Source organism: Leclercia sp. M50, from assembly GCF_037150775.1.
Taxonomy (GTDB): domain Bacteria; phylum Pseudomonadota; class Gammaproteobacteria; order Enterobacterales; family Enterobacteriaceae; genus Enterobacter.
Map to the genome: position 1 here is coordinate 1 of NZ_JBBCPK010000094.1, position 16,555 is coordinate 16,555.

Below are 16,555 nucleotides of genomic sequence, written 5' to 3' on the forward strand. Positions count from 1 at the left end.
AGCTGCGGCTGGCGGCGCGGGATCTGCGTGAATCGGATGAAAAGGTCTACGATATCTGCCTGCGTTACGGCTTTGACTCCCAGCAGACCTTTACCCGCGTCTTTACCCGCACCTTTAACCAGCCGCCTGGGGCGTATCGCAAGGATAACCACAGTCGCGCGCATTAACAGCAGGCTTAACGCGCAAACCAGCGGCGCCAGATGAAACGCAGAATAAAGAATTCAATGGCGCCGAGCAGTAAAAACCACAGGCAAAAGATGATGGTGTAAAGCTGATTCAGATCCATCAGATGGAAGAGGGTCATCAGCTTTTGCGCCACCACCAGCCCCAGCGACGGCGCAGGCAGTAACAGAACGGAGAGAAAGGCCATCAACAAAATGCCGCCTGCCGTTAACAGCGATTCTAACGGGTGTCTCATGATTATGTTAATCGTCAGTTAAAAATAACATTGTCACGGATAGGGCTTCGTAAAGCAATATCAACCGTCAGACGCAGGCGCGATAAGTAATTGTCCGCTAATTCGCTGTTATTTCCCCCACCAGAAAGATCTCTATTCAATTAACCTGCATTAATGTCAATTATTGTCACCCTCCGGCAAAGGCTTTTACAAAGGTATAGGTGCTCATTCCAATTAACGTCGCAATAACAATGGCAACGAGAATATATAACGCCAGGCGTCGTCCGCGATAAATCCCAAACATGGTTCCCTCTCGTTTAGTTTCGGTTTAGAAATAATTTGTAAAAATCGCCCTGGTGAAATGAGACGTTACCGGTTTAATGCCACCGACAACAATAATAGTGCGATAAATTAATTTTCCTGACAACTCAATATTGTCGACAGATTTATAAAAGCAGAGATGGAATTCAGGCTTTTGCTCACCGCAAACTGAAGGAGCTGAAATATGACCAAAATGCACCACATCCAGACGCCGCACGCCACGCCAAACATGGCCTATCAGCAGACCGTAGAGCAGACACTTGCCGCGCAGCAGAGCACCGCGGCGGGTCTGAGCCGCGCACAAGCACAGGCGCGGCTGGACAAACATGGTCCCAACGCGCTGCCGGAGAAAAAAGCCAGACCGGCCTGGCTGCGTTTTCTGGCCCATTTTAACGATGTGCTGATTTATGTATTGCTGGCCGCTGCACTATTAACGGCAATAATGGGACACTGGATCGATACCCTGGTTATTCTGGGTGTGGCGGTCATTAACGCGTTAATTGGTCATATTCAGGAAAGTAACGCCGAAAAATCACTGAGCAGCATCCGGAATATGCTCGCCAGCGATGCCCGTGTTATTCGTGACGGCGATCATGAAACAATACCCACAACTGAAATAGTTCCCGGGGATATTATTTTCCTGCGTGCCGGGGATCGTATTCCGGCCGATATGCGTTTAATTGAGGCACATAATTTACGCGTTGAAGAGGCTATTCTCACCGGCGAATCGACGGTGGTGGATAAACACACCCAGCCGCTGAACGGGGAATTACCGCTCGGCGACCGCACCAACCTGGTCTTCTCCGGTACCACGGTGAGCGCAGGCGGCGGCGTTGGGGTAGTCATTGCCACCGGCCAGGAGACCGAACTGGGCCACATTAATCAGATGATGGCCGGGATCGAGAAGCACCGCACCCCGCTGCTGGTGCAGATGGACAAACTCGGCAAGGCCATCTTCGGGATCATCATGGCGATGATGGCCGCGCTGTTCGTCTTTAGCCTGCTGCTGCGCGACATGCCGCTCGGCGAGCTGCTGCTCTCTTTGATTAGCCTGGCCGTGGCGGCGGTGCCGGAAGGTCTGCCTGCCATTATCTCGATTATCCTGTCGCTGGGCGTGCAGGCGATGGCCCGCAAGCGCGCTATTATCCGTAAACTGCCCACCGTAGAAACTCTGGGGGCGATGACCGTGGTCTGCTCGGATAAAACCGGCACCCTGACCATGAACGAGATGACCGTCAAGGCGATCATCACCGCCGACAGCTGCTACCGCGTTGAGGGCGACAGCTATGCTCCGGAAGGCAACATCTCTCTGGAGGGCAGCGACGAGCCGGTGCAGATCCAGCCGGGTACGGTGCTGGAGCACTATCTGCGCACCATCGACCTGTGTAACGACAGCCAGATGATCCAGGACGAGCGCGGCCTGTGGCGTATCACCGGCGGGCCGACCGAAGGTGCGCTGAAGGTACTGGCGGCCAAAGCGCGGCTAACGCCGGTCACCACCACGCTGATTAACAAAAACCCGGTTGACTCCCAGTACAAGTACATGAGCGCCCACTATCGGATAGGGGATGAGGAGCAGATCCTTATCACCGGCGCGCCGGACGTTATTTTCGCTCTCTGCGCGCAGCAGCAGACCCGTAATGGTGCCGAAGCCTTCAACCGCAGCTACTGGGAAGCTGAGATGGAGCGTTACGCTCGTCAGGGGCTGCGTATGGTGGCGGCGGCGTACAAACCGGCGAACGGTGAACAGACGTTAACCCACGACGACCTCAGCCACGGCCTGATCTTCCTCGGTATCGCCGGGATGATGGATCCGCCGCGTCCGGAAGCGATCGACGCCATTCATGCCTGCCAGCAGGCGGGGATCCGCGTCAAGATGATCACCGGGGATCACCCGCAGACGGCCATGAGCATCGGCCAGATGCTGGGGATCGCCAACAGCGGCCAGGCGGTGACCGGCTCCCGGCTGGAACAGATGGATGATGGCGAGCTGGCACAAGCGGCGGTGGAGTACGATATCTTCGCCCGCACCAGCCCGGAGCATAAGCTGCGTCTGGTGAAAGCCTTGCAGGAGAAAGGCGAAATCGTCGGCATGACCGGCGACGGCGTAAACGATGCCCCGGCGCTGCGCCAGGCGGACGTGGGCATCGCGATGGGCATTAAGGGCACGGAAGTGACCAAAGAGGCGGCGGATATGGTCCTGACGGATGACAACTTCGCCACCATCGCCAGCGCGGTGAAAGAGGGGCGTCGCGTCTACGACAACCTGAAGAAGACCATTCTGTTTATCATGCCGACCAACCTCGCGCAGGGGCTGCTGATTGTGATTGCCCTGCTGGCGGGGAACATCATTCCCCTGACGCCGGTGCTGATTTTATGGATGAACATGGCGACCTCCGCCACGCTCTCCTTCGGGTTGGCATTTGAGGCCGCCGAGCGCAACATCATGCGTCGCCCGCCGCGTCAGACCGGGCAGCACGTGATGGATGGTTATGCCGTCTGGCGGGTGGCTTTCGTCGGCACCCTGATCGCCGTCGCCGCCTTTGCGCTGGAAGCCTGGCTGGCTCCGCGCGGCCACAGCGCGGAGTTCATCCGCACCGTGCTGCTGCAGATGCTGGTCTGCGCCCAGTGGGTCTACATGATTAACTGCCGCAACACCGAAGGCTTCTCCCTGAACCGCGGTTTGCTGGCGAACAAAGGCATCTGGCTGGTGACGGGCGTGCTGTTGCTGCTGCAGCTGGCGATTATCTACCTGCCGTTTATGCAGATGCTGTTCGGCACCGAAGCGCTGCCGCTGCGCTACTGGTTTGTCACTCTGGCGACCGCGGGCGCGATGTTCTTCATTGTCGAAATCGAGAAGCGACTCACCCGCAGGTTCCGTAAGGCGGCATAACGTTTGCCCCTCTCCTTTGGGAGAGGGGGAAAGAGAGCGATTACGGACTCGTCGCCCACAGCTCGGCATGTTTTTGCACCAGAGAAATGAGCGAGCCGCCGTCGGCGATAAAGTCCCGCATGCGCTGCGCCTCGCTCTTCTCCTGTTTCAGGCTCTGGGCAATCTCTTCAATCGCACTCGACGCCCCGAGCTTTGCGGCAGAAGGCGCGACGCGCTCCAGCAGCCAGGCGAGATCCTCCGCAATGGTTTTCTGCTCCCCGGTATGGACGTCCGTCAGGATCCCCTCCAGCCCGTAGCGGCAGGCCTGAAAACGGTTAAAGCGGTAGAGCAGAAAATCCCGCTCCTGGTGCTTGTAAGGCCGGGTGGTGAGCAGCCAGTGGGAGGTGGCCTGGATCAGCCCGGCGATATTGATGGCATGGGCGAGGGTCAGCGGCGTGTCCATCACCCGTACCTCTACGGTGCCAAAATGGGGGCTGGGGCGAATGTCCCAGTGCAGATCTTTAATGCTGTCGATCATGCTGGTATGGCTCAGGCGGCGGAACAGCCCTTCGAACTCCTGCCAGCTGTTGACCCACGGCATCAGGCCGTTATCCGGGAAGCCGGAGAAGATATTGAGGCGCGAAGAGGAGAATTTGGTGTCGGTGCCCTGCATATAGGGCGAGCTTGCCGCCAGGGCGATAAAGTGTGGCACGAAGCACGACAGGCCGTGCAGCAGGTAGATGGCGTCATCGCCAGTGCGACAGCCCACATGAACGTGCTGGCCGAAGACCGTGGCCTGCAAAATCAGATAGCCAAAGCGCTCCAGGGTGGCGTTGTAGCGTTCGTCCTCGCATACCTCCTGACGCTGCCATTTCTGAAACGGATGCGTGCCGCCGCCGCAGATCTGGATATGGTGCTCCGCCGCCGCGCGCAGGATACTCTGCTGCATGGCGGAGAATTGCGCCGCCGCCTGGTCGATGTTCTGGCATACGCCGGTGGCGATCTCCAGCATGCTTTCGGTGATATCGTGCTTCACTTCACCGCTTTTGATGTCATCTTTCACGGCGGCGATCAGGGCGGATGAGTCCTGGCTCAGATCGTAGCCCGGCGGGTTGACGACCTGGAGTTCAAGCTCAATGCCGAGAGTGTAGGGTTCAGAGGATTTGAAATCAGGTAAGGGCATGGCGCACTCCGTTGTCTGTGATGAGTTGAGTATAGACAATGGGTGAAGTTCTCCCTTTCCCTATGGAACAGGCCCAGTCTACCTTGACGCTCCAGAGTCGTTATCGCTATTAATATTGGCCTGATTATTAACATTAAGGAGCAAGCAATGGTCTCATTTCGACCCCTGACAGAGGATGAGTATCCTGCTTATCTGGACTATTTTATTGATGATTATGCCGGGGAGATCGCCTCAAACTACGGACTCTCTCAACACGATTCTCTTGCCAGAGCGAAGCAGGAAATTGCTGAAATGCTTCCTGAAGGCGTGAATACGCATGGACACGTTTTACTCTCTCTTGTTGCGCCGATAGATCAGACCAACAGGCCTGTCGGTTATCTCTGGTACAAACCCGATACGATGATGCGTTCAGTGTTTATCTACGATTTTCATATTTTCACCTCTTGTCAGGGGGAGGGGCTGGGTAAACAGACTCTTCGCGTTTTTGAAGCGCATCTGCGCGAAAGGGGCTTTAAAGAGATCAGACTGCGTGTGGCAGGGGATAATGCCCGTGCCCGGCATCTTTACGAGACCAGCGGTTTTGGCATTACCGGAGTCAACATGAGCAAGTCTATTGTGGCGACCGCGGAAAAAATATTGTGAGGATGCTAAAATCCTCGCAACAACTGACACCCTGAGGATAACGCATGAGCAACGACGTACCGATTAAATACTATGACATCGTGGATGAGTACACGACGGAAGCCGCCGAACCGGTCAACGAGTCAGAGCGTGATTCGCTGGCGCTCTATTTCCAGTTGCTGATCACCCGTTTAATGAATAACGAAGAGATCAGCGAAGCGGCGCAGACCGAGATGGCGGTGGAAGCCGGCATCAACACCCAGCGCATTGACGATATCGCCAATTTTCTGAACCAGTGGGGCAATGAGTAGTTCCTGCATGAAAGACATAGTCTGCGCAGGCGTTGTGCTTTACACTGCGCGCGGCAAAAACTGAGTTAGTAACGATTAATTAGGCGGTAACGGCAATGGCGATGAACGGAACAATCACAACCTGGTTTGCAGATAAGGGCTTTGGATTTATCAAAGATGAAAACGGCGATAACCGCTATTTTCATGTGATTAAGGTCGCCAATCCCGATCTGATTAAGAAAGATGCCGCGGTAACGTTTGAACCGACCACCAACAACAAGGGGTTGTCGGCGTATGCGGTGAAGGTGATCCCCGAGAGCAAATATATTTATCTCGATGGCGAGCGTCATAAGATCACCTCCATCAAATCTTACCTGGTCTACAGCGAAGAAGAGCCCGCCGAAACCCGGATTGATAAAGAGAACGGCGTGCTGTCGGTGAAGAGCCTGATGGGCAATATCGCGCCGAAATCAACGGCCAAAGCGGGCGAAATGCGCACGGTAAGAAAACTGGCTATCACCACCTTCCAGGGCAAAACCTTTATCTTCTCCGAAGATGAGATTGACCTGGACGCCACGGTGAAAATGCTCAAGAACCTGAAGTAATCTGCATCCTGCCGGGTAGCGGCTGCGCCTTACCCGGCCTGCAAACCAAAGCGGCGCGAAACGCAGGCCCGTGCAAGCGCAGCGCCGTCCTCTCATCGACCTACTCTCCTGATACATCGCCAGTATAAAGAATTATTTACGCGATTAACGCGCCCGGCAGTACTGTTATGCAGACAATCCTGTATTGTGAAATAACAAACCGTTAACAAAGAAGGGGGTAGCAGCGTGCCGGAGATGAATATCTGGGGACAGATGGTTAACGATCCTGTTCCCGGCTGGCAAGGGGCCAGTGTACTGGAGCGTGGGGTGCTGGAAGGGCGTTTTTGCCGCCTTGAGCCGCTGAATGCGCACCAGCATGCGAGCGATCTGTTCGAGGCCTATGCGCTGGGCGACGACAGCGACTGGACCTGGCTTGCCAGCAATCAACCTGCCAGCGTGGAAGAGACCGCCAGCTGGGTGCAGGGCAAAGTGCAGGATAAGGCGCTGGTGCCTTTTGCAGTGATCGATCGCCAGAGCGAGCGCGCCGTCGGGCTGGTCTGTTATATGGCCATTGAGCAACAGCTGGGTTCGGTGGAGATAGGGCATGTCACCTGGTCGCGCAAAATGAAAAACAGCCCGCTCGGCACTGAGGCGATCTGGCTGCTGCTGAAATATGGTTTTGAGCGAGGCTATCGCCGTCTGGAGTGGAAGTGCGATTCGATGAACATCCCCTCGCGCCGGGCCGCAGAGCGGCTGGGCTTTACCTGGGAAGGGCGGTTGCGTCAGAAGCTGGTGCGTAAAGGCCGTAACCGCGACAGCGATATGCTCTCCATCATCGATAGCGAATGGCCGGAGCGGGACGCGGCTCTGCGTGGCTGGCTGGCCGCAGATAATTTTGATAACGATGGACGGCAGATCAAACGCCTTGAGGCGTTTCACGCTCGCCCCGAAACGGCATAACAGTGAGTCTACCGCAGGGGCCCCTCTGAAAAGGGGCCCCTGTGTCGTTTATTTTCTTTTGCCATTAACAATATTATTTATTCAGATTACTCCGCAATTAAAAGTATACATTTATTATCTTTAGCAGCCCGAATTAATACGCCTTATTATCACCCCGTTGGTATTAATTGCGCGGATGATAGCACTCAGCGGAAATAACCAGCCTGTCTGTAAAACGTCCGTGGAGCGCAGCCTTTTCGGCTGGCGCAACCTTGTGCTGCGCGGTGAGGCCACGCGTTTCTTTGTCGAAAGCCGTCATGATTCATGGTGATGTGAATTAATTATTAAATCCTTTACTTAATTGAAAAGAGAAATTTGAAATGGGCATAATTAAAAAAAATCTTCTGGCTATTGTCATCATTGCTGGCGTGCTGAATATCTCCAGTCAGGCTCACGAATATGGCCTCGATATTGGCTTGCAGTTGCTGACAGTATTTATCCTGAGTACCACTTTCCTGTGGCGCTGGGCGTCCGGCCACCTGCCACATATCGGGAAACCAGTCGCGATTACGATCATGATGGTAACCATGCTGATCGCACGGGTAATTGTTGAGTATGCCATCGCCGATCATCTGCACGTTGACCTGGTGGAGGTCATCCATACCAGCCTCAAATACAGCCCATGGCTCTGGCTGGCGATGTTCCTGGGTTCGGGTGTGAAGGTCTTTTTCTGGCGCTGGCTGTTTGCGGGCGTGCGCCAGGAGAACAGATCGGATGTTACCGCCTGAGGGCAGGGCAGAAACCGGCGCGGGAACGCGAGCACGATCGTAAGGCGCGCTACAACCATCATCACCACCGTTAAACAGGTCAGCCCACCTCTTTGGTGGGCATGATATCGTCCGGTTACCGCACTTTATGAGCCTTGACTCATTTGACTAAAGTCAAACTTTAGTGACTTATTTAATTGTCTTAATAATGTTATTTAGTGACGGTTTTTAAAAAGTTGTTACTAGATAAAATAGTCTTTAACTAGTCTTTTGCTCTGGTTGAGTTTGACGGGGTTATCTGAAGAGTACAGCTCAAACGCACAGGGTATCGGGTCATTCTCTCTGAGTATCACTCTCGTCAGGCACATAACGCTCTGGTGCGCCTGACATTTGCGCAATCCCGGTAAAGATGACCACTTTGACAATCATTGAAGTCTTCTTCATGAAGTCTAATCGCAAACATAATGTTCTGCGCTGCCTGTCTATTGTAAGACATATCACTTTCTTTCATTTGAAAATAATTTATCGATAAAGTCTTTCTGATTTAACACATCTTCAACAAGATATGTCTCAGATTTTGAATATTGACATGTTTTAAGCAGACTTTCATATTTCAGTACATGAAATAACTGCATGCTTAAGACGGAGGGAGTGTGGACAAAATCAGAAGTTATCCATCAAAGCGCAGACCGCGAGGTGAAAGTAAAAATGCCCGGTTAACCATGCTGAGCGCACGTATCGATGATGAGCTTTGTGAATACGTGCAGGCCACCGCTTACGAAACGCGTAAAAGCAAACAGGACATCATCGCAGAAGCCCTGATGCTTCATCGCCAGCACTATCAGCTTAACCCTGGTAACTGAAGCACGCCTCAGCGTACAGGTTCGTCAAACGAAAAAGGTTGTACAGAATGAGGTTTCTACGCTTCTGGCATGATTGCACTCTGCCCGGTGATGACGTCGATGTAACCCATTTCATGCCAGCATCTAAACGTTTTCTGAAAAAGTAATTTAACTGGCTAAATAACCAGTAGAAAGGCGATTTTTTCACCGGTACGAGCGTAGTATTGCAGCGGGTGCCTGATGCTTTCTGAGCTCAGGCAGGTCTGGAGATGCAGAAAGCAAAAGCCCCGGAGATGTTTCCATCAACCGGGGCTACCACTCCAAACCCAGACAATTTGGATGGTAGCCTCTTCTTAGCAAGGAGGCAATGACATGCTTAACAAGTACGCCTTTTGGGCGATCCTGGTGCTGGCTTTAACTGTGCTGGGCGTCACGTTTCTGGTTCGCGAAACGTTATGCGAGCTGAGCTTTAAGGAGCGTGATGTGGAAGTGAAAGCTGTTCTCGCTTACGAAACGAAGAAGTAGCGGTATGCGGGGAGCAATCCCCGCTTATCCGGTTGTCGGTTTGGTACAGGCACCCGTTTTTTTGCCCCGTCTGGCGTATCGCCAGGCGGGGCATTTTTATTTGAACAGAGTTGTAGCATCCATCTTAAGGCAAGTCTCTATTTTCGGACGGTTTGTTGAGGTTTTGGGGGATAATTCATGAATGCCTTCAGTCCTTTAATGCGGCGCTTAATAAGGCGTTATGCCAAATAATCTGATGTCACGTCCGCTATGAGCGAAAAGCGGACGCCCGCATAGCGTAAACAGGCGTCCGATATTTTGAAGTGGGTAGATTAATTAACCCGCTTCCCCGTTTCGTCAATGACCTTCTCGCCATCCTCTTTGGTAAACGCTCCTTTCTGGCCTTCCGGTAGAATATCCAGCACTATTTCTGAAGGGCGGCAAAGACGAGTGCCAAGCGGCGTAACGACAATCGGCCGATTAATCAGGATCGGATGTTGAAGCATGAAATCAATCAACTGCTCATCACTAAATTTCTCTTCATCAAGACCCAGGAGTTCATAAGGCTCAACATTCTTACGCAGTAATGCACGCACCGTAATTCCCATATCTGAAATAAGTTTAATCAGCTCATCACGGGTCGGTGGCGTATCGAGATAATGAATTATCATCGGTTCGTTGCCGCTGTTACGGATCATCTCCAGCGTGTTGCGTGAGGTGCCACAGGCCGGGTTGTGATAGATGGTAATGTTGCTCATATCAGTATCTCATTACAAAGTGACAGAGAGCCGCCACGCCAGAGCGGCCAGAGTGACAAACAGCACCGGCACAGTCATGACAATGCCGGTACGGAAGTAATATCCCCAGGTGATCGTCATATTTTTCCGGGCAAGCACATGCAGCCACAGCAAGGTTGCCAGACTGCCTATCGGGGTGATTTTCGGGCCTAAATCACACCCAATCACATTGGCATAAATCATTGCCTCTTTGACGACGCCAGTCGCCGTACTACCGTCAATCGACAGCGCGCCAATCAGCACCGTCGGCATATTGTTCATCACTGATGAGAGAAATGCCGTCAGGAAGCCGGTGCCGAACGTCGCTGCCCATAACCCCTTGTCTGCCAGCAGATTCAGCACACCAGACAGGTGCTCCGTGAGCCCTGCATTGCGCAGGCCATAGACCACGAGGTACATGCCCAGCGAGAAAATAACGATCTGCCATGGCGCACCGCGCAGGACTTTCCCGGTATTGATGGCATGGCCTCGTTTCGCCACCACAAACAGCACTGCTGCGCCAGCCGCCGCTATCGCACTGACCGGGATCCCCAGCGGCTCCAGAACAAAGAAACCGACAAGCAGCAATAACAGGACAATCCAGCCCGCCCTGAAGGTTGCCGGATCCTTGATTGCACTGGCAGGCTTCTTCAGCAGCGAAACGTCATACGTTGCCGGAATATCCCTGCGGAAGAAGAAATGCAGCATGATCAGCGTGGCCGCAATCGCTGCCGCATCCACGGGGATCATAACGGAAGCGTACTGCGTAAAGCCCAGACCGAAGAAGTCCGCCGAGACGATATTAACCAGGTTAGAAACAATGAGCGGCAGGCTGGCCGTATCTGCAATAAATCCTGCAGCCATGACAAAGGCCAGTGTCGTGCCCTGGCTGAACCCCAGAGCGAGCAGCATCGCAATCACAATCGGCGTCAGGATCAGCGCGGCGCCGTCATTGGCAAACAACGCAGCAACAGCGGCACCGAGCAAGACTATCCAGGTGAACAGCAGGCGGCCACGTCCGTTACCCCAGCGGGAGACGTGCAGTGCGGCCCATTCAAAGAAGCCGGACTCATCGAGCAGCAGGCTGATGATGATGACCGCAATAAATGCCGCTGTCGCGTTCCAGACGATATTCCAGACAACGGGAATATCAGCGACATGGATGACACCGGCTCCGAGCGCCAGCACTGCCCCGATACTCGCGCTCCAGCCAATACTCAGGCCTCTGGGTTGCCAGATAACCAGTACCAGCGTCAGTAAAAATATACTCCCTGCCAGAAGCATCTCAGACTCCATCATATATGATTATGTAAATATGTTTTCCTGCCTCAGCAGGAGGTGCAGGCTGATTTATCCAGCCATTCACGCACATCCTCCCGCATACACTGCCAGGACGTTGTGATTGTCTCAGCTGCCCACGCCGGTATGTGGGGTGACAGACGATAGTGGATCCATTTGCCTTCACGACGGTCAAGAACCAGCCCAGCATCGCGAAGGATAGCCATATGTCGCGAGATTTTTGGCTGCGATACGGAGGTGGCCGCGCAGATATCGCAGACGCACAGTTCACCGGACTCCCGGAGAAGCATGACGATGGCAAGCCGTGTTTCATCCGACAGGATTTTGAAAAGCTGAACAGGTTGTAGCATTTATCACTCCGTTCTCTTTAGAATACATATATGTTAAATCATATGTATAAATTTTAAAATCACCTGTTCTCTCCGGAGGAGAAAAATGGAACAATTTCCTGCCTTGAACACCGAATGCTTTGATCAACACATCACGGAACGCCTGCACCTGCAGGAGCCGCCACGGATTCTGATCCTGTATGGCTCAGTAAGAGAGCGCTCCTACAGCCGTTTTGCCGCGGAAGAAGCTGGTCGCCTGCTGACGGCAATGGGCGCGGAGGTAAAACTCTTTAACCCCTCCGGTTTACCCCTGCCGGATGATGCGCCGGACACGCACCCTAAAGTCACCGAGCTACGCGGTCTGGTCAGATGGTGTGACGGGATGGTGTGGAGTTCTCCGGAACGGCACGGGGCTATGAGCGCAGTTATGAAGGCGCAGATTGACTGGATACCCTTAAGTGAAGGCGCGGTTCGTCCTTCACAGGGCAAAACACTTGCGGTAATGCAGGTCTGCGGTAGTTCCCAGTCCTTCAATGCAGTGAACCAGATGCGTATTCTGGGCCGCTGGATGCGGATGTTTACGATCCCCAACCAGTCTTCCGTAGCCAGGGCATGGCAAGAGTTCGACGAAAACGGCCGAATGAAACCTTCGTCATGGTATGACCGCATTGTCGATGTAGCCGAGGAGCTGTTTAAAATCACACTGCTGCTTAAGGGACAAACCGGTTATCTTGCGGATCGTTACAGCGAGCGAAAAGAGAGCCATCAGGAGCTTTCATCCCGTGTCAATCAGGACAAAATATAACGTCTGTTCTTCGTGAATCCATACTGCATGAGCTTAACAACGTCCGCTATTGGCACAGAGCGGACGAGTTAACGAAGCTGAAGGTCCGCTGGGAGCTAGGAGCGGACGTTGCATCTTGCATCTAAACGCGCTTTAACTCAGGCGTTCCCTGATGGAATATCAATTGCCATTGGCCATTGCCACTCATTTCCCAGCATGAGGAACGAAGAGAGGCATTACTGCCATCTGGATCAAAAGTTCTGTAATGCAATATGGCGAAATTTTTTCTAACGATGATAAGTCTAAAGTCGTCACTGTGAATTATTGGACTTTTATCTTCAGTAGAAAGTGCCTCTATTGTTTCTGCCCTATCAACTAACATGCCAGATCGCGTTATCTCTCGAAATTCCTCATGAAGTATCTCTTCAAGCCATTCCCGATCGTTCCGCTTGTCATCATGAAGAGAACATTCGAGACTTTTTAATCTCTCAAGGAGCATAGTATTGTCCTTATTACATTGGGCCATTAACTTTTAGGACAATGAACGCTGAAAAGCAACATCCCCTTCTGGCACAAATCGGACCATTATAAATTTTCTGATGCAGGCGGTAATCGCGACTTTTTCAGGCTTTCCACCTGCAATGCAACCTATAGAACTCTTCAGTCTTAGGGCTATATCAGCACCGCTGAACGCATCGTCCTCTTTTGCATGGCCGTGACAGAGCAGACTGATTCCTCTGATATCGGGTTTAAAAGACGTTCAGGATTGTTCCATTAAAAAACTTAAAAACCTGAGTTGCATTATTTGTAATAGGCAGAAGAGAGGATGAATAAGGGCACATAATGAAGCGTGCGTGAAGAAACGCTAATTCATTGCCTTAAGTTAAATTAACGCCGATTAACGGAACCCCAGGCGAGACATTGTGTAAGTGGTTGTTAAGATTAATCTTAGAATGAACGGCAATAAGGACTAATCATTAGAGATGCTAAATGTTTTGGCGTAAATTCATTCGCAAAAATTATGTTACAAATCCTGCGAATTTATTCACAACCAAGGACGTTTAGCGTATGGGGATTTTAAAACCTGGTTTATTACTGACCGCTTTTGTGTTGACTGCATGTGGTGGTGGTGGCGGAGGCGGTGGTGGCGGTGGCGGCGACAGCACGCCTCCGGTAACCACTGCGCCTGTGGAAACGGATAACGGCAATACGGGTACCACCCCGGAAACGCCTGCCACCACACCGGAAACCCCTGCCACGGCACCGGTCAGCCTGACTACCGGCGGTACCCTTTCTGGTTGGACTTACACCACCCCTGAGGGCCGTGAATATGTTATGCGCGGCACCGGGATCTCTGCGGGCCTGGTGCAAACCCAGCGGCTCACCCGTGACGACCATACCCCGGTCTCCTCAACGTCATGGTGCTGTGGCCGGATGAGTTACACCACATTCGGTACCTGGACACAGTATGAAAAAGGTCAGCATGAGGTCTTCTACACCGGGGATGCCACGCTCGCGGCTAACGTGCCAACCCAGGGCACTGCGACCTATGTAGGTCACGGTATGCGTGAAAATATCCTGAGCGATGCCAGCTTTAACATTGATTTCGCCGCGAAAACCATCAACGGCACTATTGCCGGCAATGATACCTTTGGTAGCGAAATTGCGATGCAGGGCAACATTGCCAACGGTGGATTCACCGGTAATGCGCAATCCGGCGGGCAGGCGGGGACCTTCACCGGACATTTCAATGGTCCAACAGCTGAAGAGTTAGGCGGTCTGGCGCAGTTTGCAGACACGACTAAAAACGCATCCTTTGGCGCGACACGTCAATAAAACGTTTTCCGGTCAGCCAGGCTGACCGGACCTTCAGATGGTAAGCCTTTCTATGAATATTTTGCGTACTGGCGCACTGAGTTTGCTCTGCCCGCTCAGCGTTGCGTTTGCTGCGCCGCCGGAAACCGACTCAATTCCTGCAGCTCCCCACCTTGAACGACTGACCACGCCGGACAAGCGCACCGGGCCTGGCGATAAGACGCTGCATGTTACCAATGCGCAACTGGCGGAACAGCCAGAGCTGGCAATGGCGCTACTCGATCAGGCCATTCGTGAAGAGAAGTGGCCGATGGTTCGTGCCATTTTACCTGTCTATGCAGCGTCACCCAATCCGGATTCAACCCTGATTCATTTTGCAAAAGCCGGTCTGGCGCGCAGTCAGGGGCATTATGCAGAGGCGATCGAACACTATCGCGCTATTCTGAGCAGGCATCCTGACTTTGCTGCGGTGCGTCTGGATTTAGCGCGGGCCATGTTTGAAAATCGTCAGTTTGACGCGGCTGATTATCAGTTTCGTCGGGTATTACAAAGCAATCCGCCTGAGAATATTCAGCAGGTCATTGCGCAATATCTGGAGCGCATTCAGCAAGGCAGCGCATTAACGGGTTCATTCAGCGTGAGCTATCTGAATGACAGCAATGTGAATAATGCGTCATCGGGTAAAACCATTCGGGTTGGCGATCGTCTTTTTATTCGTAATAAAGAGAGTTTCCCTCAGCGCGGAGAAGGTTTCTGGTTCAATGGCGCATTACAAAAAGATGTTCAACTCCACGATCAGCATGGCTTGCGATTTATTGGTACGGTAAACGGTAAGAGTTACTGGAATAACCATGATTTTGATGATATTACCACCCGCGCTTATGCTGGCTATCAATGGCGTAATTTCCGGCAACAATTCGCCCTGTTGCCTTTCTATGAAAAAAGATGGTATGGCACCGAGGCCTATTCTTCTGGCCCTGGCGTCCGCGCCGAATACAGTTATTTACTTACGCCCACCTGGCAGGTGAGTCAGGCGCTGGAATATCAAAAACTGGATTATGATAATGAAGATTATCGATTCCTGCGCGGGCAAAATCGTTACTCCTCCACAACCCTGTCCCATGCCTTCAGTAACCGGGTGTCAGGGTTTGCCGGCTTCGATCTGCTCGATCAGCAGACCTTCACTCGCAGTGAATCTAACCATCGGGTAGGTTTACGCAGCGGGGTGCAGGTGGATATGCCCTGGCAACTCTCTTTTGCCGCCACCACGGCCATTGCCAGACGCAATTACCAGGCCGACAGTGATATCTTCTCGACGCGACGGAAAGATAACGAACAGATCTATACCCTCTCGCTCTGGCATCGCGACCTCTATTTCTTTGGGGTGATGCCGAAACTGAATTTCACCTGGAAGCAGGTCGACAGCAATATCGATTTCTATGATTATCGACAGAGGAATGTCCTGCTATCGCTGGATAAGAATTTTTAACAGACGTTTACCAGGCCATTTTACTGAGTGTGCAGAAGAAGTCTGATACGAAGGGGTGAAATTAAGATGAAAAGCACGCTTCGGCGTGTTTTTTATTTTATGGATTGGTAAAAGTTCAGCGTGGCTGCTAACTTTTTTGAGCGGCGTTCAGGTCCTTTTTTTAAAGCAAATAGTCTTTTATTGAATAATGATAAATACGAAGAAAGTATGAGATTTTAAATTTGCCGGTGCTTTTTGGTTTCTTGTTTAGCTATTGCATTTCCGTCATCTTTTAGCCATGAAAAAATGAAAAGCTCATGTTAAAACAGAGATAAAGGGATAGCTATGCTCAGAGTTTCCTGCCCCTCTTGCGTTATTAATCCCTTGCGTTCGGGACGATATTTATTAATGGTGAGCATGTTATTCCCGACATGGGTATACGCTGAGATGTCGACCTACGACGAGCTTATTATTCAGGCGCGGGATGGTGACCGCCAGCCTTTATTGCAATACCTGGCCGTTCGGGAAAAGGAGACGCAGTTAACAGCGGGAGAGATTGCTGACTGGCTTCAGGTTTCCTCATGGGCTAATAATGACGCGGAGACGCTGGCGGTATGGGAGCGTTATCGCCAGCGCATGGCCATCCCTGCCATGTATTGAGGCGCAGCTGCGCCAGGTATTACGCGAAAAGAAAATGCGCGAAGGGGAAGGCTTCACCACGGATGAATCACTGCTTGCCGGGCAAGTTCTGGCCTTCTGTGAAG

The 16,555-nt window shown here is 52.4% G+C and carries 19 protein-coding genes and 1 pseudogene; 14 read left to right on the forward strand and 6 right to left on the reverse strand.

The features are described 5' to 3' along the window. On the forward strand, positions 1-167 hold a 167-nt coding region (locus WFM46_RS19035), incomplete at its 5' end, for a helix-turn-helix domain-containing protein (protein ID WP_336998258.1). Between the two features lie 8 nt (positions 168-175). Here WFM46_RS19035 and WFM46_RS19040 read toward each other — a convergent pair. Continuing rightward, complete coding sequence (locus WFM46_RS19040; RefSeq protein ID WP_103824118.1) at positions 176-418, reverse strand: DUF1158 domain-containing protein; 243 nt, start codon at positions 416-418, stop codon at positions 176-178. Positions 419-902: 484 nt separating this feature from the next. Here WFM46_RS19040 and WFM46_RS19045 point away from each other — a divergent pair, with 484 nt between their 5' ends. Further along, entirely contained in the window at positions 903-3,611 is a 2,709-nt protein-coding gene (locus WFM46_RS19045; protein WP_336998252.1) for a cation-transporting P-type ATPase, read from the forward strand. A 40-nt stretch (positions 3,612-3,651) separates the two neighbouring features. On the opposite strand, the gene WFM46_RS19050 is transcribed toward WFM46_RS19045, so the two are convergent. Then, the gene (locus WFM46_RS19050; protein WP_336998253.1) at positions 3,652-4,773 is read right to left on the reverse strand and encodes a YbdK family carboxylate-amine ligase; all 1,122 of its coding nucleotides are present in this window, start codon (positions 4,771-4,773) and stop codon (positions 3,652-3,654) included. A gap of 147 nt (positions 4,774-4,920) precedes the next feature. Between WFM46_RS19050 and WFM46_RS19055 the strand changes: the two genes are divergently transcribed. The 7 genes from WFM46_RS19055 to WFM46_RS19085 all read left to right on the forward strand — a co-directional run bounded on the left by WFM46_RS19055 (position 4,921) and on the right by WFM46_RS19085 (position 9,341). Beyond that, positions 4,921-5,415 carry a GNAT family N-acetyltransferase gene (locus WFM46_RS19055; RefSeq protein ID WP_336998254.1) on the forward strand — a complete coding sequence of 165 codons (495 nt, stop codon included), beginning with the start codon at positions 4,921-4,923 and terminating at the stop codon, positions 5,413-5,415. A gap of 44 nt (positions 5,416-5,459) precedes the next feature. Then, positions 5,460-5,705, forward strand: coding sequence for a YmjA family protein (locus WFM46_RS19060; RefSeq protein WP_103178569.1), 246 nt, complete (start codon positions 5,460-5,462; stop codon positions 5,703-5,705). A gap of 95 nt (positions 5,706-5,800) precedes the next feature. Next, positions 5,801-6,289, forward strand: coding sequence for a cold-shock protein (locus tag WFM46_RS19065; RefSeq protein ID WP_103178570.1), 489 nt, complete (start codon positions 5,801-5,803; stop codon positions 6,287-6,289). 225 nt (positions 6,290-6,514) lie between these two features. After that, complete coding sequence (locus WFM46_RS19070) at positions 6,515-7,228, forward strand: GNAT family N-acetyltransferase (protein ID WP_103178571.1); 714 nt, start codon at positions 6,515-6,517, stop codon at positions 7,226-7,228. A 359-nt stretch (positions 7,229-7,587) separates the two neighbouring features. Then, a complete protein-coding gene (locus WFM46_RS19075; protein WP_336998255.1) occupies positions 7,588-7,995 on the forward strand; it encodes a hypothetical protein in 408 nt (135 codons plus the stop codon). Between the two features lie 701 nt (positions 7,996-8,696). Beyond that, on the forward strand, positions 8,697-8,837 hold the full coding sequence (locus tag WFM46_RS19080) for a hypothetical protein (RefSeq protein WP_180210385.1): 141 nt from the start codon (positions 8,697-8,699) through the stop codon (positions 8,835-8,837). A gap of 351 nt (positions 8,838-9,188) precedes the next feature. Next, the gene (locus WFM46_RS19085; RefSeq protein ID WP_103824124.1) at positions 9,189-9,341 is read left to right on the forward strand and encodes a Hok/Gef family protein; all 153 of its coding nucleotides are present in this window, start codon (positions 9,189-9,191) and stop codon (positions 9,339-9,341) included. Between the two features lie 311 nt (positions 9,342-9,652). On the opposite strand, the gene arsC is transcribed toward WFM46_RS19085, so the two are convergent. Genes arsC through WFM46_RS19100 form a run of 3 tightly spaced genes read right to left on the reverse strand, consistent with a single transcriptional unit; the run spans position 9,653 to position 11,745 of the window. Further along, positions 9,653-10,078 (reverse strand): glutaredoxin-dependent arsenate reductase, encoded by a 426-nt coding sequence (arsC, locus tag WFM46_RS19090; RefSeq protein WP_156238007.1) that lies wholly within the window; start codon positions 10,076-10,078, stop codon positions 9,653-9,655. A 12-nt stretch (positions 10,079-10,090) separates the two neighbouring features. After that, positions 10,091-11,380 carry an arsenic transporter gene (locus WFM46_RS19095; protein ID WP_156238006.1) on the reverse strand — a complete coding sequence of 430 codons (1,290 nt, stop codon included), beginning with the start codon at positions 11,378-11,380 and terminating at the stop codon, positions 10,091-10,093. 44 nt (positions 11,381-11,424) lie between these two features. Beyond that, positions 11,425-11,745, reverse strand: coding sequence for a transcriptional regulator (locus WFM46_RS19100; RefSeq protein WP_156238005.1), 321 nt, complete (start codon positions 11,743-11,745; stop codon positions 11,425-11,427). An 85-nt stretch (positions 11,746-11,830) separates the two neighbouring features. Here WFM46_RS19100 and arsH point away from each other — a divergent pair, with 85 nt between their 5' ends. Then, positions 11,831-12,529, forward strand: coding sequence for an arsenical resistance protein ArsH (gene arsH / locus WFM46_RS19105; RefSeq protein ID WP_156238004.1), 699 nt, complete (start codon positions 11,831-11,833; stop codon positions 12,527-12,529). A gap of 121 nt (positions 12,530-12,650) precedes the next feature. Here the strand turns inward: arsH and WFM46_RS19110 are convergent, their stop codons facing one another. Further along, entirely contained in the window at positions 12,651-13,007 is a 357-nt protein-coding gene (locus WFM46_RS19110) for a nuclear transport factor 2 family protein (RefSeq protein WP_103178574.1), read from the reverse strand. Positions 13,008-13,576: 569 nt separating this feature from the next. Between WFM46_RS19110 and WFM46_RS19115 the strand changes: the two genes are divergently transcribed. From WFM46_RS19115 to slmA, 4 genes and pseudogenes are all read left to right on the forward strand, one after another. Beyond that, positions 13,577-14,344, forward strand: a complete 768-nt coding sequence (locus tag WFM46_RS19115) for a Slam-dependent surface lipoprotein (protein WP_336998256.1) — start codon at positions 13,577-13,579, stop codon at positions 14,342-14,344. Positions 14,345-14,381: 37 nt separating this feature from the next. Next, positions 14,382-15,812 (forward strand): porin family protein, encoded by a 1,431-nt coding sequence (locus tag WFM46_RS19120; RefSeq protein ID WP_336998257.1) that lies wholly within the window; start codon positions 14,382-14,384, stop codon positions 15,810-15,812. 387 nt (positions 15,813-16,199) lie between these two features. Then, complete coding sequence (locus WFM46_RS19125; protein WP_336998259.1) at positions 16,200-16,451, forward strand: hypothetical protein; 252 nt, start codon at positions 16,200-16,202, stop codon at positions 16,449-16,451. After that, positions 16,447-16,555, forward strand: a pseudogene (slmA, locus tag WFM46_RS19130) (nucleoid occlusion factor SlmA); the annotation flags it as partial. The gene WFM46_RS19125 and the pseudogene slmA, both read left to right, overlap by 5 nt.